Source organism: Alkalibacterium subtropicum (genome assembly GCF_900112455.1).
GTDB classification, from domain to species: Bacteria; Bacillota; Bacilli; order Lactobacillales; family Carnobacteriaceae_A; genus Alkalibacterium; species Alkalibacterium subtropicum.
This window is the reverse complement of sequence record NZ_FOLT01000001.1, coordinates 266,029-287,024: the sequence shown is the minus strand read 5'-3', so window position 1 is coordinate 287,024 and position 20,996 is coordinate 266,029. Positions and strand designations below refer to the sequence as shown.

21 protein-coding genes are annotated in these 20,996 nt (G+C 43.9%); 2 read left to right on the top strand and 19 right to left on the bottom strand.

The features are described from left to right. Nucleotides 1-100 precede the first annotated feature (100 nt). From BM049_RS01415 to yihA, 7 genes are all read right to left on the bottom strand, one after another. A complete protein-coding gene (locus tag BM049_RS01415) occupies nucleotides 101-964 on the bottom strand; it encodes a DegV family protein (protein WP_091528058.1) in 864 nt (287 codons plus the stop codon). Nucleotides 965-993: 29 nt separating this feature from the next. Beyond that, nucleotides 994-1,350 carry a LapA family protein gene (locus BM049_RS01410; RefSeq protein ID WP_091528057.1) on the bottom strand — a complete coding sequence of 119 codons (357 nt, stop codon included), beginning with the start codon at nucleotides 1,348-1,350 and terminating at the stop codon, nucleotides 994-996. 75 nt (nucleotides 1,351-1,425) lie between these two features. Then, nucleotides 1,426-2,217: an SDR family NAD(P)-dependent oxidoreductase gene (locus BM049_RS01405; protein WP_091528055.1), complete on the bottom strand. Its 792-nt coding sequence runs from the start codon at nucleotides 2,215-2,217 to the stop codon at nucleotides 1,426-1,428. Between the two features lies 1 nt (nucleotide 2,218). Next, nucleotides 2,219-3,157 (bottom strand): ribonuclease Z, encoded by a 939-nt coding sequence (gene rnz, locus BM049_RS01400; protein ID WP_091528054.1) that lies wholly within the window; start codon nucleotides 3,155-3,157, stop codon nucleotides 2,219-2,221. A gap of 20 nt (nucleotides 3,158-3,177) precedes the next feature. Then, nucleotides 3,178-4,473, bottom strand: a complete 1,296-nt coding sequence (gene obgE / locus BM049_RS01395) for a GTPase ObgE (protein WP_091528052.1) — start codon at nucleotides 4,471-4,473, stop codon at nucleotides 3,178-3,180. 123 nt (nucleotides 4,474-4,596) lie between these two features. Further along, nucleotides 4,597-5,724: a Rossmann-fold NAD(P)-binding domain-containing protein gene (locus BM049_RS01390; protein WP_091528050.1), complete on the bottom strand. Its 1,128-nt coding sequence runs from the start codon at nucleotides 5,722-5,724 to the stop codon at nucleotides 4,597-4,599. Beyond that, nucleotides 5,721-6,335: a ribosome biogenesis GTP-binding protein YihA/YsxC gene (yihA, locus tag BM049_RS01385; RefSeq protein ID WP_091528049.1), complete on the bottom strand. Its 615-nt coding sequence runs from the start codon at nucleotides 6,333-6,335 to the stop codon at nucleotides 5,721-5,723. The genes BM049_RS01390 and yihA overlap by 4 nt, the downstream gene beginning before the upstream one ends. Nucleotides 6,336-6,654: 319 nt before the next feature. Here yihA and BM049_RS01380 point away from each other — a divergent pair, with 319 nt between their 5' ends. After that, nucleotides 6,655-7,548, top strand: coding sequence for a fructose bisphosphate aldolase (locus BM049_RS01380; RefSeq protein ID WP_091528047.1), 894 nt, complete (start codon nucleotides 6,655-6,657; stop codon nucleotides 7,546-7,548). Between the two features lie 220 nt (nucleotides 7,549-7,768). After that, nucleotides 7,769-9,109 carry a dihydrolipoyl dehydrogenase family protein gene (locus BM049_RS01375; protein ID WP_091528046.1) on the top strand — a complete coding sequence of 447 codons (1,341 nt, stop codon included), beginning with the start codon at nucleotides 7,769-7,771 and terminating at the stop codon, nucleotides 9,107-9,109. Nucleotides 9,110-9,177: 68 nt separating this feature from the next. On the opposite strand, the gene clpX is transcribed toward BM049_RS01375, so the two are convergent. The 12 genes from clpX to fabK form a co-directional block, all read right to left on the bottom strand. Next, on the bottom strand, nucleotides 9,178-10,431 hold the full coding sequence (gene clpX / locus BM049_RS01370; protein WP_091528044.1) for an ATP-dependent Clp protease ATP-binding subunit ClpX: 1,254 nt from the start codon (nucleotides 10,429-10,431) through the stop codon (nucleotides 9,178-9,180). Between the two features lie 98 nt (nucleotides 10,432-10,529). After that, complete coding sequence (gene tig / locus BM049_RS01365; RefSeq protein ID WP_091528043.1) at nucleotides 10,530-11,840, bottom strand: trigger factor; 1,311 nt, start codon at nucleotides 11,838-11,840, stop codon at nucleotides 10,530-10,532. A gap of 150 nt (nucleotides 11,841-11,990) precedes the next feature. Further along, entirely contained in the window at nucleotides 11,991-12,950 is a 960-nt protein-coding gene (locus tag BM049_RS01360; RefSeq protein ID WP_091528041.1) for a hypothetical protein, read from the bottom strand. A gap of 84 nt (nucleotides 12,951-13,034) precedes the next feature. Beyond that, nucleotides 13,035-13,820: an acetyl-CoA carboxylase carboxyltransferase subunit alpha gene (locus BM049_RS01355; protein ID WP_245751809.1), complete on the bottom strand. Its 786-nt coding sequence runs from the start codon at nucleotides 13,818-13,820 to the stop codon at nucleotides 13,035-13,037. Next, nucleotides 13,810-14,679, bottom strand: coding sequence for an acetyl-CoA carboxylase, carboxyltransferase subunit beta (gene accD / locus BM049_RS01350; protein WP_091528038.1), 870 nt, complete (start codon nucleotides 14,677-14,679; stop codon nucleotides 13,810-13,812). The genes BM049_RS01355 and accD overlap by 11 nt, the downstream gene beginning before the upstream one ends. Further along, nucleotides 14,676-16,052: an acetyl-CoA carboxylase biotin carboxylase subunit gene (accC, locus tag BM049_RS01345; protein ID WP_091528037.1), complete on the bottom strand. Its 1,377-nt coding sequence runs from the start codon at nucleotides 16,050-16,052 to the stop codon at nucleotides 14,676-14,678. The genes accD and accC overlap by 4 nt, the downstream gene beginning before the upstream one ends. A 39-nt stretch (nucleotides 16,053-16,091) precedes the next feature. Continuing rightward, on the bottom strand, nucleotides 16,092-16,514 hold the full coding sequence (gene fabZ, locus BM049_RS01340; protein ID WP_177188553.1) for a 3-hydroxyacyl-ACP dehydratase FabZ: 423 nt from the start codon (nucleotides 16,512-16,514) through the stop codon (nucleotides 16,092-16,094). A gap of 22 nt (nucleotides 16,515-16,536) precedes the next feature. Beyond that, nucleotides 16,537-17,028, bottom strand: a complete 492-nt coding sequence (gene accB / locus BM049_RS01335; protein WP_091528033.1) for an acetyl-CoA carboxylase biotin carboxyl carrier protein — start codon at nucleotides 17,026-17,028, stop codon at nucleotides 16,537-16,539. Continuing rightward, nucleotides 17,025-18,269, bottom strand: coding sequence for a beta-ketoacyl-ACP synthase II (gene fabF, locus BM049_RS01330; protein ID WP_091528031.1), 1,245 nt, complete (start codon nucleotides 18,267-18,269; stop codon nucleotides 17,025-17,027). Before fabF ends, accB begins: the two co-directional genes overlap by 4 nt. A gap of 16 nt (nucleotides 18,270-18,285) precedes the next feature. Next, nucleotides 18,286-19,020: a 3-oxoacyl-[acyl-carrier-protein] reductase gene (gene fabG, locus BM049_RS01325; protein WP_091528030.1), complete on the bottom strand. Its 735-nt coding sequence runs from the start codon at nucleotides 19,018-19,020 to the stop codon at nucleotides 18,286-18,288. Nucleotides 19,021-19,031: 11 nt separating this feature from the next. Then, nucleotides 19,032-19,964, bottom strand: a complete 933-nt coding sequence (gene fabD / locus BM049_RS01320; protein ID WP_091528029.1) for an ACP S-malonyltransferase — start codon at nucleotides 19,962-19,964, stop codon at nucleotides 19,032-19,034. 77 nt (nucleotides 19,965-20,041) lie between these two features. Further along, entirely contained in the window at nucleotides 20,042-20,992 is a 951-nt protein-coding gene (gene fabK / locus BM049_RS01315) for an enoyl-[acyl-carrier-protein] reductase FabK (RefSeq protein WP_091528027.1), read from the bottom strand. Between the last annotated feature and the right edge of the window lie 4 nt (nucleotides 20,993-20,996).

Here is a 20,996-nt window from a genome sequence, read left to right as displayed (position 1 = left end):
TCACTCCTCGTCTTACTCACAGACCTTTATTATAACAAAAAAAAAGACACAAGAAAGAATAGACTTCATTGTGTCTTGACTTCATTTCATTTTGGGAAGATCAGTCGAGGATCTGTACCCCTATCCCGATAAGTCCAGGACCTGTATGGACGCCTAGGGCAGGGCTTACCTGGTCATAGTAGAAACGTTCATAGTGTGGTAATATCTCTTTCATTTCTTCTCTGATCGATTCAGCTTCTTTGCGTGCAGACTCGCCGCCATACGCAATAGCTAAATTATATTTTTGAGACCCTTCAGCAAACTCCTGAACGAGTTCAAGTGTTTTCTTCACTGATTTTGATTTCCCTCTTACTTTAGCTACAGTATGATAGATTCCTTCATCATTACATGTAATAATAGGTTTAAGATTCATCAAGCTTCCGACAACAGACTGAACCAGTCCGATTCTTCCACCTTTCTGCAGATATTCCAGTGTCGGGACATGGAAAAAGATTTTAGCTTTATCCACACCTTCTTTAAGGTTCGTTTTCAGCGTTTCCCAGTCCACACCACTGTTGGCCTGTATGGCCGCTTCAGCGACAGAAAAACCAGAACCGATACCTATATTTTTGGTGTCCAGCACGAAGATGTCTAAACCTTTGTATTGTTCCGCAACAACTCTTACCATATTATTCGTACCGCTTAACCCACTGGAGATCGTCACAGCGACCACTTTTTCATAGCCTTCCGCTTTTATTTCATCAAACATTTCCTTGATCATTTCACCATCAGGCAAAGATGTTTTTGGAATTTCCTCTTCCATGCGATCGTACACTTCCTGTGCAGTGATGGTTTTTTTATCGATATATTCCCCATCGCTGAAGATGATTTTCAAAGGAATGACTTTCACATCATATTTTTCTTTGATCTCCTGAGGTACATCTGAACCCGAATCAGTTAAAATAGCAATTTTGTTTTCGTTCATGCTTTTTCCCCCTACCATAATTTACTGTCTTACAATATGTCATCGTTCTGCGACTTGGTATCTGAATCAGACTTTTCATCATTCGATCTATCCTTGCTGCTCTTCTCTGATCGCATCATACCTGCTCTTGAACTAGGTCCGGCATCTGATTTTTCAGCTGATTTCTGATGTTTTTGTTCACGCTGGTCCTTGAATGCCCGGTACGTCGACAGTAAAGTAGCGATTAATGCCCCCAGTAACACCGATGCGAAAATAATGATAATCAACGGCCATTCCACTTCAGCAAATCCGAAATTGACAGGTACAGGATCAACATTTAATACAGATAAAAAAGCGATCCCTAAAAACAATATGATAGCACCAACCATACTCCATTGTTTTTTCATTTTATTCTCCTCCAATACACCACTTTATATTAATAGAATAACACATATCATTCGGATGTTACATTGATATATATATCATTTTTTGTCAAAGACGTGTTCGACAAAAAAATCACCAAGCACAGGAAAGAGAGAATAGAATTTTGAAGACGCCTCCAGCATTTTCGGTATATTGACTTCTCTCTTATTCGTCCCTATGACAGCTATCGTCTTTTCAGCTACTTTCTCCGGGGTCAGGACAAACGGCTCAACTCTTTCAAGATAACTGCCCTCCGGATCGAAGGTATCAAAGAAAGCAGTGTCCACAGGCCCCGGATTTATCGTCGTCACTTTAATATTATGCTGTTTGAGTTCCAGTCTTAAGGCATCACTGAAACCGATCACTGCAAATTTCGAAGACGAGTAGACAGCTGATTTAGGTGTGGCGATTTTACCCGCGATCGAGGCAATATTGATGATATGCCCTGAACGATGCTCTACCATTTTAGCGGCCACCTGCTGAGACATGTACATCAGACCCAGGACATTGACTTTAAACATATTTTCGACCTTGGAAAAATCATAATCGATAAAGTTCTCAGTATGTCCATAGCCTGCATTGTTGATGAGCACATCGATCTTATCCAGCTTGGAATAAAGGATGTTCATCACACGGTCGATCTCGCTTCGGTCTGAAACGTCCAGTGGACAGACAATCACCTGTGCCCCGTATTTTCTTACACAGGACTGTTTCACACGTTCCAGTTCTTCTGCCCGTCTGGCACTAAGTATGAGAATGGCGCCTTTTTCAGCTAACCCATAGGCGAGGGCTTCGCCAATACCTGAGGAAGCGCCTGTTATCCAGACTATTTTATTTTTTATTGAATACATCTTATCCCTCTTCTTTCTTTAATGGAATAGAAACTTCAGTAAAGTCATTCATGACAAAGGTATTTGAAAATTTCTCCTGTGCGGTTTTCTCCATCAGTTTACTTTCAGCGTAAAGATACCGGGCACTGATATGCGTCAGGAGCAGTTTAGATGCACCGGCTTTTTTAGCCACCATTACGGCTTCAAGATTAGTCGAATGATTGTAACTGTGCGCCAGTTCTTTATCTTTATGCATAAACGTACTTTCGTGTACCAGTACATCTGCATTTTTTGCCAGTTCTATGCTGTGTTCGCTGTATTTAGTATCACCGAGAATAGTGACGATCCGTCCTTTTTGTTTAGGACCTATAAAATCTTTTCCACTGATCTCCTGCCCATTATCCAGAACGATGGTCTCACCTTTTTTTAGTCTGCCGAACAAGGGACCAAAAGGAACACCCATGGCCTGTAATTTATCGGCTATAAGTTCTCCTTCCCTGTCCTTCTCGACGATCCGGTAACCGTAGGAAGGAATGCCATGATGCAACCGTTTAGTTGTAACAACAAACTGTTCATCTTCAAATAACAAGCCGTCCTTCTCGATCTCAACAAAGCGTATGCCATATCTTAAATGAGACTGGGACAGCTTTAATGTCATGGTCACGTACTGTTTTATCCCTTTAGGTCCGTATATCGTTAACGGAGTGTCTCCACCTTGAAACGCACGGCTGCTTAAAAGGCCCGGCAAGCCAAAAATATGATCACCATGCATATGGGTGATGAATATCTTTTCGATTTTCCGTGGTTTGACCGTTGTGTTCAAAATCTGATGCTGAGTGGATTCACCACAGTCAAACAGCCACATGCTGTTTCTTTCATCAAGCAATTTCAGTACTGTACTTGACAGGTTTCTATGTTTGGCAGGAACGCCTGACCCTGTGCCCAAAAATAATAATTCCATAAAACATTCCTTTACTCTCTTTATTCTACAAAATCAAATTCAAAATTATCGATTCTTACGGTATCGCCATTGCGGGCTCCGCGATCTCTAAGTGCCTGATCGATACCCATTCCTCTAAGCTGACGGGCAAAACGCATCACAGATTCATCGAACTGGAAATTGGTCATCTGATAAAGTTTTTCCACTTTGTCACCAGATATCACCCATGTCCCGTCCGGTTCCCTGGTAATGGCATATTCTTTATTTTCAGGTATGAATTTATAAAGGACTCTTTCCTCTTTCTCGGTCTCTTCTTCATATAGAGGGAACTGGGGTGTTGTTTCCAGCAGCTCGGCTGTGCGAGACATGACGGCATTCAACCCCGTTTGAGTCAGTGCGGATACTTCAAAGATTTCAATATCCTCATCGTTTTTCTTAAGTGCTTTTCTGAAGTTTGCCAGATTCTCTTCAGAGTCCGGCATGTCCATTTTATTGGCGATCACTAACTGGGGTCTTTCGCGCAGTTTCAGATCGTATTCTTCAAGTTCCTGATTGATGGTATAGTAATCTTCAACAGGATCTCTTCCTTCTACACCGCTCATATCGATGACATGCAGAAGGACACGGGTACGTTCGATATGACGGAGAAATTCGATTCCCAGCCCGACACCTTGAGAAGCACCTTCTATCAATCCAGGCATGTCAGCGAGGACGAAGCTTCGACCGTCTTCAGTTTTCACCATCCCAAGATTAGGAACGAGGGTCGTGAAGTGGTACGCACCGATTTTTGGACGCGCCGCAGATACAACTGAAAGTAATGTCGATTTTCCTACAGAAGGGAAACCGATCAGACCAACATCTGCCAACACCTTCAATTCTAATTCGATTTCTTTTTCTTCTCCGGGTTCGCCGTTTTCAGCTATTTCCGGTGCAGGGTTTCTTGGAGAAGCAAATCTGATATTACCTCGGCCTCCACGTCCGCCTTTCGCTATGATTGCCTTCTGTTCATGTTCTGTCAGATCCGCGTACAGCGTTCCCGTGACGGCATCTTTAACGACCGTACCAGGAGGAACTTTAACGAACAGATCTTTTGCTCCTCTACCGTGCATGCCTTTAGACATACCATTCTCTCCATGTTCTGCTTTAAAATGTCGATTGTATCGGAAATCCATCAGCGTTCTTAATCCTTCATCAACGATGAAAACGACATCTCCACCTTCGCCACCGTCACCACCTGCGGGGCCACCGTCAGGTACATATTTTTCACGTCTGAAAGCTACCATGCCGTCTCCGCCATTGCCAGCTTTCACATTAACTTTTACTTGATCCAAAAACATAGACACTTATATCCCTTCTTCCTAAAAAAACACTTATCTGTCATCTATTCATTTTACACTAAATGACAGGTGATATCTAATTTGATTTACTACGAAAAAAGAAGAGTCATCAACGGACTCTTCCTATACTTTATAACTAATTTTTTTAATGTAGCTGACATTATGACTGGCCTGCTCTTTCAAAGGTAATACGCTGACCTTCTCTTCGTTTATGCGATTGAATTTTCCCATGAAATCGTTCGTCTGGCTAGTCAAATACTCCTCGTACTGGGCCTTTGCTTCTTCGATCTTTTCTAAAGAATATTCCTCTGCCAGGGTATCATCGATTTGAATATAACTGAGGTTGGGATAGTCAGAAAAAAGTGTTTCATCCTGCGAGCCACATAGGTCAATGATCAGCTGTTTTTTTGCTGTCGGTCTCATTTCGGACATATCATCCAGCAGCTCATTTGAAAGCCAGGCATTTTGTATCGACGGGCCTATGATAACAATATCGGCCTTTGATAAACGATAGACCAGCTGGCTTAAATCGACGGATTGAATGCCCTTTGCCCATACAGTCTGATCGGTGAGCGCCATCCACTTTTTTATGTTGGCGACCATTGCTTTGGACTTTTCGTTTTTTTCCAGAAAAGTCATATAGGCTTGTGTTTTTCCTATAATGTATTTGGACATCTGGTTGATACTTTCATTGCTCCCAATAATGAGGAAATCCATATCTTCGTTTATAGGATAATACTGTTCCATGGACTTAATGGTCTTTGTTTCATAGCCGCTTACCAGAGGGTATAATGCTCTTTTGTCAAACAGCGAAAGTGAAAATGTGATCGCTTCCTTGAAGAGATCGGTCAGGACATCGCCGACAGTTCCGTTTTGACAGCTTTCATCAAATGCCTGTTCAAGGACACTCAATGATTCTGCCTCTCTGTTCGCAGCGCTTGTCAAACCGAGCAGATGTTTTACCACATCATCATTGAATTTGCTGTATGTCTCCAAAATGATTTCCTCTAGACACTTACCGGTATGAGAAGACAAATACCTCAGCAGATCCCCATGTCTGAAATTCTGTTCATCGATATATAGATAATATTCATTTCTATTGTCGGACGTGAGCAGCACGACCTCAGACACTCCATCAAATCGACTGATGTCATTCAAATGACATCTCCGCATCGGTTCGTTTAGACCATATTTGTGAATGTCATCAGCAGAAACCGTATCCCGGTTCACGCCATACATAATCAGTTTCATGCCTTCTCATCCTTTGAAATATATGCCAGAATAGCATCCCAGACCTCTTGTCTTCCTTCTCTTGTAAATGAAGAAAACGTGAAGAATTGGTCTTCAGAACTGATCTTGAGTGTTTTCCTGATCAAACTCTCATGCTTATTGTATTTGGATTTTTTTATTTTATCTGATTTTGTAGCCACGACAAACACCGGCACATCATAATGTTTGTAAAAATCATACATTAAGACATCGTGTTCTGATGGTTCGTGTCTGAAATCAACGAGCAGTATTCCAAGCACCAGTTCTTCACGCGTTGAGAAGTAATCCTCCATCATCCGTCCCCATTTTTCCTGTTCTGCGTTTGACGCTTTAGCGTAACCATAACCGGGAACATCGACAAAAAAGAGTTCATTTTCAATATTGAAAAAATTCAGGGTTCTAGTTTTCCCGGGTTTTCCGGAAGTTCGTGCAAGCTTTTTTCGATTGACCATTGTATTGATGAATGATGATTTTCCGACGTTGGAACGTCCTGCTAATACGATTTCTGGTAAGCCATCTTCCGGATATTGAGTAGGAGAAACTGCACTTATTGTTATTTCAGCATAATCTATTTTATTGCTATTCATTGTCATCTCTCCTCGAATCGTTTAATAAATCACTTGTTAGTATACCACATTTTCAAAAAACATAAAGATAAATATTAAATATCGATTACAAATATGTATTCTGTTACATATTAATGTCATAAATTCACAGCTTGCTCCATACTTTCTTAGTTTGGCAGTATTATATGTTCAGATACGGATAAAATTTCCGCGTGGATTTATCACCGTTTTATGATAGCTGAATGTGCTTTACTACACGTTTTTTATGACTAGTGATAAACTGAAATCAGGATATTTTTCTTTCAGCAATTGCAGAGATGCAAAAAAAATTAAAGGAGCGAATAAAATGAAAGAGAATCAATTCAATAATATGTCAAACGGTAAAGGGTTCATAGCAGCTTTGGACCAGAGTGGCGGCAGCACACCAAAAGCACTGGCTGCATACGGCGTCATGGAAGATGCCTATTCTTCGGAAGATGAGATGTTCGACCTTGTCCATGAAATGAGAACGCGTATCATAACGGCCCTCGCCTTCGACTCGGAACATATATTGGGGGCCATCCTGTTCAAGCAGACCATGGACAGTAAAATTGAAGGTAAATACACTGCTGACTATCTGGCGGAAGACAAAGGGATCGCCCCTTTCCTTAAGGTAGACAACGGACTGGCTGAAAAATCCAGGGGTGTTCAGATGATGAAACCTATCCCGAACCTGAAAGATATGCTTGATCGTGCCAACGAACGCCATATCTTCGGAACTAAAATGCGTTCAGTGATACATGAAGCAAACCCTGAAGGAATCAGAGACATCGTGGATCAGCAGTTCAAATTTGCCAAAGAAATCACCGATGCCGGCCTGGTCCCTATCGTTGAACCGGAAGTGAATATCCACAGTGAAGAAAAAGAAGAAGCCGAAAGCATCTTGAAAAACGAGATCATGAAGCATCTCGACACATTGGCTGAAGATGAAAAAGTCATGCTGAAACTGACCCTTCCAGAGACACCAAATCTCTACAAGGAAGCCACCGAACACCCTCGTGTGGTTCGAGTCGTTGCCCTGTCAGGCGGATATACTCGGAAAGAAGCTAACGAGAAACTTAAAAATAATGACGGTGTTATCGCCAGCTTTTCAAGAGCTTTAGCCCAGGACCTGCGTGTCGACCAGTCCGATGAGGAATTCAATGAGGCGTTGAGAAAAGCGGTCGAATCCATTTATGATGCGTCCGTCAACAAAAAATAAGGGTTTAATTTAAAAGAGTTAGTCGAGAGAAAGATCACTCTCCCTTATCAAATGATGACAGTTCGTGTCTTTTTCATATCAGGTCTCTGTACAAAGGTCACTCATATAAGACACTAGACTAGACACAACTTACTATCCGGTCAGTGCATCGGACGCTTTTTAGACTAACCTAGCTTTTCATGGAGCCCCTTCATTCAACTACAATCAAGGAGATGATAAGGTGAAAAAGACATATGATATCGTTGTAATCGGCAGTGGCGTAGCTGGTAAAGCCGCCGCTTCCGGTCTCGCCTCTGCTCAAAAAAAGGTAGCGGTCATTGAAAACGATCTTTGGGGAGGAACGTGTCCAAATCGCGGCTGTGACCCGAAAAAGGTGCTCGTTTCTGCAGTAGAGGCTCAGACCATGGCGGCACAGATGAAAGGAAAAGGAATCACTGATGCACCTTCAGTCGACTGGCCGGATCTGATGGCGTTCAAAAAGACGTTCACGGATCCTGTACCTGAACAGAGTAAAGAAAGTCTGAAGTCTGCCGGCGCAGATGTCTATATGGGAACGGCCTCATTCATAAACGAAACGTCTCTCAAGGTCAATGAAGACGTACTGGAAGCTGAACGTTTCATTATTGCAACAGGCGCGCATCCGTTTATTTTGGATATACCGGGAAACGAACATTTCCTCACGAGTGATGACTTTCTGTCTTTGCCTGACATGCCGGAAACCATCACATTTATTGGCGCCGGTTATATTGCCTTTGAATTTGCGGCAATCGCTTCTGCAGCCGGCGCAAAAGTACATGTCATCCAGTATAACTCCACGCCGCTTAAAGAGTATGATCAGACTTTTGTGAAAGAAGTTATGGATCAGCTGGAAGACAAAGGCATCACCTTCCATTTAGATACTAATGTTACTGAGATCAGTAAAGATGCGGACGGGTATCTGCTGACCGGGGACAACAACTTTTCACTCCGCACAGACCTGGTCTTTGGGACGACTGGTCGGGTAGCGAGCATCGATAAACTGAACTTGGAAAAAGCCGGAGTCGACTATGATGATAAAGGGATCAAGGTAAACGACTACCTTCAGACAAGTAACGCTGCTATGTATGCATTAGGCGATGTGCTGTCTAAAAAACAGCCTAAACTGACCCCAGTTTCAAGCCTGGAGGCGAGCTATATCGTCTCGCTCTTAGCAGGCAGACTGAATGAACCACTCAGTTACCCCAATATCCCCACCATCGTCTTTACGAGCCCTAAGCTCGCTCAGGTCGGTGTAACGGTGGCAGAGGCACAAGCTGATGATAACAAGTATGAGCTTTCTGAAATCGATGCGTCCAGCTGGTTCAGTTACAAGCGGAAAAACGAACCAGTATCCAAAGCCAAGATCATCACGGACAACGGATCTGGTCAGCTAGTGGGAGCGACCTGCCTGAACAGCGAAGCAGATGAATTGATCAACTACTTCAGTATACTTATCAATAAAAAAGTGAAAACTGACGAGCTGTCGGATATTGTCTTTGCGTACCCGACCATAGCCAGTGATTTATCCTATTTTTACAGCTGAGCCATGAAAAATCCCTGCTTCTCCGGTTAGATCGGAAAAGCAGGGATTTTTCATTCTAGGCTAGTCACTTAACTGACCATTTCTCCGTCTTCGTTATAGAAAACAGGGTGTTTCTTCGTTTCGACTGTTTCTTCTGTAATGCGGACTTTCTTGATTTCTGATCGGCTCGGTACTTCAAACATGATATCCATCATGATGCTCTCTATGATGGAACGTAGTCCACGTGCACCGGTGTCTCGTTCGATAGCTTTTCTGCCTATGCTGCGCAGGGCATCTTCTTCAAATTCCAACTCGACATCATCGATTTTAAGCAGTTTCTTGTACTGCTTGACGAGAGAATTCTTCGGTTTAGTCAGGATTTCAACTAAATCGTCTTCATCAAGTTTATCAAGAACAGCAGTGATCGGCAGACGGCCGATAAACTCTGGGATCAGTCCATATTTCAGGAGATCCTCTGGAATGATCTGCTGCATGATGCTGCCTTTATCTTCAGCGTCCTTACGTTGAGTTGAAGCTCCGAAACCGATGACTTTATCACCTAAACGGTTTTTAACGATCGTTTCGATCCCGTCAAAAGCGCCGCCGACGATAAACAGGATATTCGTCGTATCGATCTGGATCAGTTCCTGATGCGGGTGCTTACGTCCGCCTTGAGGAGGAACGCTGGCTGTCGTGCCTTCTAAAATCTTCAAGAGCGCCTGTTGGACCCCTTCACCACTTACGTCACGTGTGATCGAGACGTTTTCTGATTTACGGGCTATTTTATCGATCTCATCCACATAAATAATTCCGTGCTGGGCTCTTTCCACATCATAATCGGCAGACTGCAGGAGTTTCAGCAGGATATTTTCGACATCTTCACCGACATAACCAGCTTCCGTCAGGTTCGTCGCATCTGCGATAGCAAACGGCACATTCAATAAACGTGCAAGTGTCTGAGCCAGATAGGTCTTACCGGACCCAGTTGGACCGATCAGACAAATATTGCTTTTCTGCAGTTCGATGTCATCATCCTCCGCTTCAACCATGCTGTTGATACGCTTGTAATGATTATATACCGCTACAGATAACGTTTTCTTGGCAGACTCCTGACCAATAATGTACTCATTTAAAATCTCTCTGATTTCGAATGGCTTGGGTACAGTCATGTCGCCTTCAAACGATTGCTTACTGAACTCTTCTTCCATGATTTCCTGGCAGAGATCCACACACTCATTACAGATATACACTCCGGGACCAGCGACGATTTTCTTCACTTGGTCTTGTGATTTTCCGCAAAAAGAACATGAAATATTGCCGTTTTGTTCTTCATCATCAAACATTGTTTTGGTCACCTCGTTTCCAGTTTATTCCTTGATTTTTCGTTCTTATTAAGAAAAACGGGAATGCTTTATCAGCATCCCCCATTTTATTTAAAAAATTATTCAGAGTCAGAATCTTCTTTAGATTCTAAAGTTTCATTAGCTGTTGATGTAATTAAATCAATGGCTTTTTTCAATGAAATGTCTCTATTTAAAAGTTGTGGAGAAAGAACATTGCGTACTTGCTCAACGTCCATATTATATTGTTCAGCTAATTCAGAAATTTCTTTTTCCATGTCTTCGTCTGTTGCTTCAAGGTTTTCTTCTTCAACGATTGCTTCCAGCACTAAGTTTGTGCGAACGTTGAATTCAGCTTCGCCTTCGAACTGCTTGTGCAGGTCAGCTTCAGTAGAGCCTGTCATCTGGTAGTACATATCAGCTGATATACCTTGCTGTTTCAGGTTGTTCAGGAACATTTCCATTTGACGGTGCACTTCTTCGTGAGCCATTTCATGTGGGATTTCTTCGATTTTTGCGTTTTCTACAGCTTTTCTGATTGCTTCATCGTCGCGCGCATCATTGGCGGCTGTTTCTTTACGCTCTTTGAGCTCTTTGCGGACTTTCTCTCTTAACTCGTCCACAGTTTCAACATCTTCATCAAGGTCTTTAACGAATTCATCATCTAAGTCAGGCAGTTCTTTAGATTTGACTTCATGTACTTTGACTTTGAAAGTAGCTTCCTGTCCAGCTAATTCATCTGAATGATACTCTTCAGGGAATGTCAAATTGACTTCTTTTTCGTCGCCGGCTTTAACGCCGACTAACTGCTCTTCAAATCCGGGAATGAAAGAATTTGACCCCAGCTCTAGTGAATGGTTCTCACCTTTGCCGCCTTCAAATGCTTCTTCGCCTTTAAAGCCTTCGTAGTCGATGACGACTGTGTCGCCTTCTTCTGCAGCGTCTTCTTTGATGACAAGTTCTGCCATGCCTTGACGACGTCTTTCGATGCTTTCTTCAACTTCTTCTTCTGTTACTTCTCTGTCTTGTTTGACAACATCCAGGTCTTTGTACTGACCTAATTCAACATCAGGTTTCAGTGTCAATTCAGCAACGAGTTCCCAGTCCTGGTTTTTACCTACTGATTTGATATCGATGTTTGGCTGAGCCACTGGTTCTGCGTCAACTTCATCGATAGCTTTAGAATAGGCAGCAGGCAGAAGATCATTTAATGTGTCTTCGTATAAAGCTGCTTCACCATACATTTGATTGAAGATACGGCGCGGGACCCGTCCTTTACGGAACCCAGGCACATTAAGGTTTTTCTGAACTTTTTTAAAGGTCTTGTCCAACCCGTTTTTCACAGTTTCCTGATCAATTGTAAATTCTAAACGACCAGTAGTTGGCCCGGTTTTTTCAAAATTTGTTTCCATTACTATTAACCTCCGACATTGTTTTTATTTTAAACGTTATAAAAGGATGTATCCAGAGAAAACCTCTTCCAGATACGATCGTTTTATTAAACATATTAATTAAACATACTTACATATCATACAATATTTAAGCACAGATGTAAACTGTCGTTACTCAAATCTAAGCAATTCACTGTGGATTTTTTCGACCCAGCGTAAGATATGCCCGAATTTTTCATTTTCTTTCCTTTTTCCTGCTTCAAAAGTCGGATCGATCGTCATGAGTATAGAACTGAGCCAAGCTTTTTCTTCACCAGGTATGATGACTTTATCCTCAAACGGATACAGCATGAGCAGGAGCGTATCGACTTCATTTTTCGCCAGCTGATAGAGCGACGGATTTTGAAACAGACGGTCATCCAGTTCATCGGCTAACAGTTTACCTGTCGGATTTTGCTCTACAGGTAATGTGTCTTTAGGTTTTACATCTTTGATCTTATCGAACCAGAGATACTGGTATGTGCCATCCACCTCTCTTTCTGCCAGCAGAGAAAACAGCGTCGCCCTGACTAGCGGATGAACATAAGGATTGACCAGCAGTTGGGGAGCGAGCTGTTTCAGTCTGTCATTAGGCAAAGTATAGAGACCTTTCATCGCAGCAAACTGTTCAAGTGTATTCAGCGACGCTAAGGAATAAAGCTGTCTAACTATGCTTTCTTCTTCTTTGCGCTTGTTATCTTCCTGTACCTTTTTTATTTCAGTAAGCTGGCTGTCCAGGCGATCCCAGGAATCGGTATACTTGGCTGCCTGACTCTTCAGCTTGTTTTTTATATGTTTCTCAGCCTGAAGGATCTGGTTGTTTTCCAGCAGCACCTCAACATAAATAAGCAGTCTTTTTTCATCCGAAGTATAAAACCTCTTCTTCTCATCGGCAAACTGAAGTGCTTCTTTATACTCTCCCGCCTGTAAAAGGGATGAAACCAGCAGGACATTCAAGCTGTCTTCGTCTTCAATAGTGTAGGCTTTTTTCATAAAGTCAATAGCCTCTACAACACTTCCCTGCCTTAAGTGCTCCATGACTTGTGACATGTACATATTGAAATTTTTCGGAAATTCTATCTGTTCTCCCATGTTATCTCTCACCTCTTCACTAGTGTATCATACCTTATTCTTGAAGAGACGAAAAAAAGCAACAGGAGGATGCTTTCCCATTGCTTAGAAGTGTCTGAACCTCTGGTATCTGTTTTCAAGTAATTCCTCTACTGGCAGTGCTTTAAGGTCATTCAGTTTTTCTGTGATATCATTTTTTATCTGTTTCATCAGCAGTTGCTTATCGATCCACTGATTTTTGTTTTTTTCATTGATGACTTTTTCAACGATCCCGAGTTCTTTTAAATCATAAGACGTCAGCTTCATCAAACCCGCTGCTTCAGATGATCGTTTGGCATCTTTCCACAGGATAGAAGCAAATCCTTCCGGAGATAGGATGGAATAGATAGAAAATTCCATCATCCACACTTCATCTGCCAGGGCTAAAGCGAGTGCCCCGCCACTGCCGCCTTCTCCCATGATGATAGAGAGGACTGGAACGCTCAGGCTGCTCATTTCAAAAAGGTTGTGGGCAATGGCTTCGCCCTGCCCCCGTTCTTCAGCTTCAACGCCACAGTAAGCACCGGATGTATTGATGAAGTTTACGATGGGACGATCGAATTTTTCGGCCTGCTTCATCAGCCTCAAAGACTTGCGGTATCCTTCGGGATGCGGAGAACCGAAATTACGTCTGACACTTTCATTGACGTCCTTCCCTTTCTCATTTCCGATGACCGTGACTGGCATGCCGTTGATCCTGCCAATACCGCCGATGATCGCTTCATCATCTTTATAGAGTCGGTCACCATGCAGTTCAATAAAGCCTTCAACTAATCCAGTCGTTATATCCTTCATGCTGAGCCGGTCCGTTTTACGTGCCTGATTGACGATGTCCATTGCCTTACTCATCAAGATCACCTTCTTTTTCTTTTGGGTAGGTATGCATAGCGATAAGCTCGGCGATGACTTGCTTAAGTTTTTCTCTTTCGATGATCTGATCGATAAACCCGTTTTTCATAACGGTTTCTGCCAGTTGAAAATCATCCGGCAAAGAAGCTTTGATTGTCTGTTCGATGACACGCTTGCCGGCAAATCCCACAAGGGCGCCTGGTTCAGCCAGAATAATATCGCCCTCCATGGCGAAGCTCGCGGTCACACCGCCCGTGGTCGGATCAGTAAGTATTGTCAGGTAAAACAGCCCTTTGTCAGAGAAGCGTTTTATCGCTGCACTTGTCTTGGCCATCTGCATCAGTGAGAATATCCCTTCCTGCATGCGGGCGCCGCCTGAAGCAGTAAAAAGCACGACCGGCAGATCTTTTTCAGCCGCTCGTTCAAACAAGCGGGTGATTTTCTCACCGACAGCCTGCCCCATGCTTCCCATTATGAAATGTGAATCCATGATACCGATAGCCGTTTCATGTCCACCTATACGCGCTTCTCCCGTCATGACTGCTTCACGCAGACCCGTTCTGATCTGGGTCTTGACTATTTTATTTTCATAGTCCGGGAACTCAAGCGGATTGTCTGTCGTGACTTCTTCATCCCATTCATTGAATGAATAAGTGTCCACGGTAATGGCTAGTCTTTCCTGTGCACTGATCCGGAAAGTATACTGACAATTCGGGCACCGTCGCGCTTTACCTAAGGATTTAACGTAAATCGGCTTCTGACAGTTTGGGCATTTTTCAAACATCCCATCCGGCACCTGCGGACCATTCTGTGCCTCAGTCTTCTGCAGGGATATATAAGGCCGCTTCTTGAATAACCTCATCCATTAGCCTCCTTGCGTTTCAGCCAGTCGGGAATAATGACTCCTGAAAGTGTATCCGTGGTGTATCGACCGTCTCTAAAGTGCTCATCACGAAGCAGATCGATATGAAAATCCAGATTTGTCTGGATCCCTTCGATCACCATTTCATTCAGGGCGCGGTTCATCTTATTGACTGCTTCATCCCTTGTGTTTCCGTGGGTGATGACTTTGGCTACCATCGCATCATAATGCGGCGGGATCACAGATCCGGCAAACATTGCTGTATCCACACGCAGACCTAAGCCGCCAGAGGGGATGTTCAGAAAGTCTATACTGCCTGGCGACGGCGCGAAATTGAACAATGGATTTTCAGCGTTGATCCGGCATTCTATCGCATGTCCCGTTAACGTCACATCTTCTTGTGAGATGGAAAGACGTTCGCCGGATGCGATCCTGATCTGCTCTTTCACGATATCTACAGCCGTGATCATCTCAGTGATTGGATGTTCTACTTGAATCCGGGTGTTCATTTCCATAAAATAAAAATTTTCATCCGTATCCACAAGGAATTCGATTGTTCCGGCATTTTCATACCCCACTGTTACAGCTGCTTCTACAGCACTCTGACAGATTCGCTCGCGGGTTTCTTCAGATAACGTCGGACTTGGTGCTTCTTCCAGTATTTTCTGGTGATTACGCTGTAGAGAACAGTCACGTTCGCCGAGGTGGATGACATGACCATAGTGATCAGCTAATATCTGTACTTCGATATGTTTCGCTGGTGTGATGATTCGTTCGACATACATTCGGTCATCATCAAAGGCCGCTTTCGATTCTGACTGAGCCTGGAGGAACTTTGCTTCAAGATCTTTTTCATCAAAGACCATACGCATCCCTTTCCCGCCGCCTCCAGCCACAGCTTTGATAATGACAGGCATCCCGATTTCATCGACCATTGCCTTGACATCTTTAAAATCGGTGATTGCATGGTCGCTTCCCGGAACGACCGGTACATCCGCTTTTTTCATCATATCCCGAGCGTTGGATTTGTTGCCCATCTGATCGATGACTTCTTTTTTTGGACCGATGAACGCCACGTTGACCTCTTCACACATGGCCGCAAACGTACTGTTCTCCGAAAGAAAACCAAATCCCGGATGGATCGCTTCGGCGCCAGTCAAAACCGCTGCACTTAGAATATTATGTATATTCAAGTAGGATTCGTTTGCTTTAGAAGGGCCTATGCATACTGCTTCATCTGCCAGCTGCATATGAAGAGCATCCTTATCCGCCGTTGAGTATACAGCCACCGTTTTTATATTTAGTTCCTGACATGCCCGAATGATCCGGACAGCGATTTCTCCTCGATTGGCTATAAGTATTTTTTGAAACATGCACATACCTTCCTTATACATTTTTAAGCGTCTAATAGATCATCTTCCGATAATGAATGTCAGTTCTGCTTCACATACTTTCTTGCCGTCCACGTATGCCACGCCTTTTCCAATACCAGCATAGTCTTTCAGCTTAACGATGTCCACTTTCAGTTCCAGGACATCACCCGGCTGTACTTTTTTTCTAAACTTGACTTTGTTCAGTCCGCCCAGATAAGCTGTCTGAGATTTGAACCGATCCAGTTTCAGCAAAGGGATCGATCCGGCTTGAGCCAAACTTTCTACGATCAATACGCCCGGCATGACAGGTTCTCCAGGGAAATGGCCTTGGAAAAATTCTTCGTTGATCGTGACATTTTTAATTGCCGTCACATGTTCTCCAGGGATCAGTTCTGTCACTTTGTCGATATAATAGATGGGATAACGATTCGGGATCAGTTCCTGAATCTCCGCAATATTCATTGTTGTCATTATATTCTCCTTTTTACTTCGCTTTGATTTTTACGAGGGTCTGATCAAATTCGATCGCCTGTCCGTCTTCGACAAGTATTTCTTCTACCGTCCCCTGGACATCACTTTTGATCTCGTTCATCACTTTCATGGCTTCTATGATCAGAATAGTCTGTCCTTCTTCAACGGTATCCCCAACTTTGATAAAAGGTGGAGAGTCCGGTGAACTGGACCGGTAACTCGTACCGACGATCGGTGAGTTGATCAGATGAAAGTGTTCGTCTTCCGCATTCACTGCATCAACTGAATCAGCTTCTACTTCCACTCTATTTGATTGCTGCTTAGGGCTTTCTGGTTTAGTGAATGCAGACTGATCATCGGATCTGGATGATTCGATTTTCTGACTGTCAGATCCGGATTCACGCTTGCTGAGCGTCAATGAGGCCGATGCATTCTCAAATTCAAAATGCGTCAGGCTCGACTGATCGATCAGATGGATCAGTTCTTTGATTTCTTCGTTATTCATTCAGCGTCACTCCATTTTTTAAAGCAGGTCACAGCGTTGTGTCCGCCAAAACCAAGAGAGTTGTTTAAGGCAAACTGATAATCTTTTTCACGGGCTTCGCCAAGAATGTAATCCAGATCACAGTTTTCATCCAGTTCTTTTGTATTGATAGTTGGAGGCAAGATGCTTTCCTGCAGAGACATCACAGTGGCAATAGCCTCTATTGCACCTGCTCCACCCAGCAAGTGACCCGTCATGCTTTTCGTACTGGATACAGCTACCGCTTTGGATGCTGCTTCTCCAAGAGCTAACTTGATCGCACTCGTTTCTGCAGAATCATTAGCCGGTGTGGATGTGCCGTGAGCATTGATGTAGCCGACATCTTCTGGATCGATTCCAGCTTCTTTCATTGCCAGCTTCATCGCTTTGGCGGCTCCTTCGCCGTCTGGTGTCGGTGCAGTCATATGGAAACTGTCTCCAGTGGCACCATAGCCGACGATCTCGGCATAAATATGCGCTCCCCGCTCTTTGGCAGATGTCAGACTTTCAAGGACGATGACCCCTGCGCCTTCTCCCATAACGAATCCATGACGATTTTTATCAAATGGCATTGATGCGGCATCAGGATCATTGCTTGTCGATAAGGCGTTCAATGCGGCAAATCCTGACATGCCGATCTCGTTCATGCTCGCCTCGGATCCGCCGGCCAGCATATAATCTGCATAACCGTGTTTGATCTGTCTGAAAGCTTCTCCAATGGAGTTATTCCCTGAAGCACATGCCGTCACGATAGATAAATTAGGCCCTTTGGCACCTGTTGCTATAGAAATGTTTCCGGCGACCATGTTTCCGATGGCTTTAGGCACAAAAAGAGGTTCAACTCTATCCAGTCCCTTTTTATGCATTTTAATGATCTGACTCTGCATAGCCTGCAGGCCACCGATACCTGATCCGACGATGACACCTAAGCGGTCAGCATCAAAGGCATACTCGTTCAATCCACTATCTCTCATGGCTTCAAGGGCCGCTGCGACGCCATACTGTGAAAAGGGATCCATACGTTTGGCCAGTTTTCTGTCCATTAATTCCTTGGCCACAAAGTCTTTCACTTCACCGCCGACACTGACATTGATCGCTTCCCCGTCAAATTTAGTCAATGGCACAATACCGTTTCTGCCTGTCTTTAATCCTGTCCAAAATTCTTCAGCTGAGTTTCCTAGTGGCGTAATAGCCCCTAGCCCAGTAACGACAACTCTTTCCATTTATATCCTCCTAGATTTAACCGTTCATGACCATTCCACCGTCAACATGCAAAACTTGACCGGTGATGTATTTCTGGTCGCTTAAAAAGTTCACTAAATCCGCAACTTCTTCTGCTTCACCCAATCGTTTAAGTGGGATGGACTGTAAAGCCTGTTCCTTGACATCATCTGTTAAGCTTTCAGTCATGTCCGATTCGATAAATCCAGGTGCGATCGCATTGGCCACGACGCCGCGTGGGGCGAGTTCTTTTGCAATAGATTTAGTGAAGCCGATGACCCCCGCCTTACTTGCTGCATAATTCGCCTGGCCGACATTGCCGACTGTACCGACAACACTTGAAATATTGATGATATGTCCTGAACGCTGTTTCAGCATGATTTTTGCCGCTTCTCTTGCGGTAAAGAAGGTCCCTTTCAGGTTGACGGTCAGCGTAGAATCAAAATCCTCTTCTGTCATGCGGATAAGCAGATTGTCTTTGGTGCGTCCGGCATTATTCACAAGGACATCGATTCTCTTGAATGTCTTTTTCGTTTCTTTGATCATCTGTTTGACAAACGACTCGTCGCTGATGTCACCGACGATCGGATGGACCTTGCCGCCGAGACCGTTAAAATAGTCCATCAGTTCAGCGCTGAATTCGCTGCGACCATTGACGATGACCGTATGTCCCTGTTTTAAAAACGAGGACGCGATCGCCTTGCCTATGCCTCTTGAACTCCCTGTTACAATGACAACTTTTTTATTGTCCATACTCGACTCCTTTAAGACTGTATTACTTTTCTGATCGTCTCTATTTGTTTGACTTTTTCTATGTTCTTGACTGTTACGCTTTTATCGATGCTTTTAACAAATGAACGCAGCGTTTTCCCCGGTCCCACTTCGATAAAGGTCGTTACCCCATCAGAAATCATCTGGCTGACCATCTGTTCGAACTTCACCGGTGATGAGATCTGTCGGGTTAGAAGGGGACTGATCGCTTCAGTATCCGGATAAAGATCTGCCGTCACATTGGAATACACAGGGACAGTGAATGCTTTAAAATCGACTTTTTCGAGACTTTTTTTAAATGCCCGTCCTGCCGGTTCCAAAAGTTCAGTATGAAAAGGTCCGCTCACATTAAGTGGGATGGCTCTTTTCGCGCCACTATCCACTGCTTTTGCCATGGCTTTCTTGACACCTTTAGCCTTGCCGGATATTACCAGCTGGTCTGGTGTATTGAAGTTGGCGATGGCCACATAGGACTCTTTCGATACTTCGTCACATATCTTAATCAGCGTCTCAGCTTCGAGACCAAGGATGGCGGCCATTGCCCCTTCTCCAGTCGGGACAGCTTTCTCCATCAAGGATCCGCGCTGGTGCACCAGCAGCACCGCTTCTTCGAAACTTAAAGCGCCCGATGATACAAGTGCGGTATACTCCCCTAAACTCAATCCCGCGACAGCATCCGGCATGATGTCCAGAGACTTTTTCAGGATATGTTCGATCGCATAGCTGACAGTCAATATAGCCGGCTGTGTATAAGGTGTTTCACTAAGTCGGGCATCACTGTTGAAGCATATTTCAGCTAAGTCCGTATCCAGCTGTTTACTTGCTGAATCAAAGATTTCTCTGACTTCACTGTACTCCTCATAGAAGTCTTTCCCCATCTCATTGTATTGTGCACCTTGTCCGCTGAATAAAAATGCTGTTTTCAAGCTATCGCTCCTGTTCTGTTAGTCAAATTCATGCTGATGAGCTCATTTCTAATTAGTTTGAATATCAAAGTATTAACTTAAAAAATTTTCGGATGGCTGACCAGTTCATCATATTCACTCATCAGTTCCTGAATGATGTCATGACAGCTCTGTTCTTTGTTCACTAGTCCGGCAATTTGACCGGCCATAAAGGATCCGCCGTGCTTGTCACCTTCTACCACCGCTTTCCTCAATGCCCCTTTAGCTAATGCTTCCAGACGTGAGAAGTCAGGATGTTCATCACTCGACATTTCCTTTTCAACTTTCAGGTATTCTCTAGTCAGTTTATTCCTTAAAACCCTGACTGGATGTCCGGTGATCTGTCCGGTAACGACCGTATCGATGTCACGTGCTTTGATGATACGCTGCTTGAATGTATCATGTGCGATACTTTCATGTGCCACAACAAACCGGGTGCCTAACTGGACGGCTGCAGCTCCAAGAAACATCGCTGCTGCCATTCCGCGTCCATCTGCGATTCCGCCAGCTACGATGACCGGAATATCTACAGCATCGACCACTTGGGGAACCAGAGTCATGGTTGTCAGTTTACCGATATGACCGCCGGCTTCCATTCCTTCACAGATAATGGCATCCGCACCTTCTTTTTCCATACGGCGGGCTAAGGCGACAGAAGCAACGACTGGAATAACGGTGACTCCGGCTTCTTTGAACCGTTTCATGTATTTACCTGGTGTGCCAGCGCCTGTAGTGACGACTTTTATATTTTCCTCACACACGACATCCACCACATCATCCACGTAGGGAGACAAGAGCAGGACATTGACGCCAAAAGGCTTATCTGTCATTTCCTTCGTTTCTTTGATTGCTTTTCGTATCACTTCACTCGGCTCATGACCTGAACCCAGCATACCTAAACCACCGGCATTCGAGACGGCTGCTGCAAGACTCGGTGTGGCTACCCATGACATGGCTCCTTGTATGATAGGATAATCGATCCCTATCTGTTCTATTAATGATTGAGTCATCTAG

Excerpts from the sequence above, each read along its gene's own strand:
- BM049_RS01415 (WP_091528058.1), bottom strand. The coding sequence starts at position 964 with ATGAACGAAAACAAAATTGCTATTTTAACTGATTCGGGTTCAGATGTA.
- BM049_RS01410 (WP_091528057.1), bottom strand. The coding sequence starts at position 1,350 with ATGAAAAAACAATGGAGTATGGTTGGTGCTATCATATTGTTTTTAGGG.
- BM049_RS01405 (WP_091528055.1), bottom strand. The coding sequence starts at position 2,217 with ATGTATTCAATAAAAAATAAAATAGTCTGGATAACAGGCGCTTCCTCA.
- rnz (WP_091528054.1), bottom strand. The coding sequence starts at position 3,157 with ATGGAATTATTATTTTTGGGCACAGGGTCAGGCGTTCCTGCCAAACAT.
- obgE (WP_091528052.1), bottom strand. The coding sequence starts at position 4,473 with ATGTTTTTGGATCAAGTAAAAGTTAATGTGAAAGCTGGCAATGGCGGA.
- BM049_RS01390 (WP_091528050.1), bottom strand. The coding sequence starts at position 5,724 with ATGAAACTGATTATGTATGGCGTGAACCGGGATACGGTTTCTGCTGAT.
- yihA (WP_091528049.1), bottom strand. The coding sequence starts at position 6,335 with ATGACAATGAATAGCAATAAAATAGATTATGCTGAAATAACAATAAGT.
- BM049_RS01380 (WP_091528047.1), top strand. The coding sequence starts at position 6,655 with ATGAAAGAGAATCAATTCAATAATATGTCAAACGGTAAAGGGTTCATA.
- clpX (WP_091528044.1), bottom strand. The coding sequence starts at position 10,431 with ATGTTTGATGATGAAGAACAAAACGGCAATATTTCATGTTCTTTTTGC.
- tig (WP_091528043.1), bottom strand. The coding sequence starts at position 11,840 with ATGGAAACAAATTTTGAAAAAACCGGGCCAACTACTGGTCGTTTAGAA.
- BM049_RS01360 (WP_091528041.1), bottom strand. The coding sequence starts at position 12,950 with ATGGGAGAACAGATAGAATTTCCGAAAAATTTCAATATGTACATGTCA.
- accD (WP_091528038.1), bottom strand. The coding sequence starts at position 14,679 with ATGAGGTTATTCAAGAAGCGGCCTTATATATCCCTGCAGAAGACTGAG.
- accC (WP_091528037.1), bottom strand. The coding sequence starts at position 16,052 with ATGTTTCAAAAAATACTTATAGCCAATCGAGGAGAAATCGCTGTCCGG.
- fabZ (WP_177188553.1), bottom strand. The coding sequence starts at position 16,514 with ATGAATATTGCGGAGATTCAGGAACTGATCCCGAATCGTTATCCCATC.
- accB (WP_091528033.1), bottom strand. The coding sequence starts at position 17,028 with ATGAATAACGAAGAAATCAAAGAACTGATCCATCTGATCGATCAGTCG.
- fabF (WP_091528031.1), bottom strand. The coding sequence starts at position 18,269 with ATGGAAAGAGTTGTCGTTACTGGGCTAGGGGCTATTACGCCACTAGGA.
- fabG (WP_091528030.1), bottom strand. The coding sequence starts at position 19,020 with ATGGACAATAAAAAAGTTGTCATTGTAACAGGGAGTTCAAGAGGCATA.
- fabK (WP_091528027.1), bottom strand. The coding sequence starts at position 20,992 with ATGACTCAATCATTAATAGAACAGATAGGGATCGATTATCCTATCATA.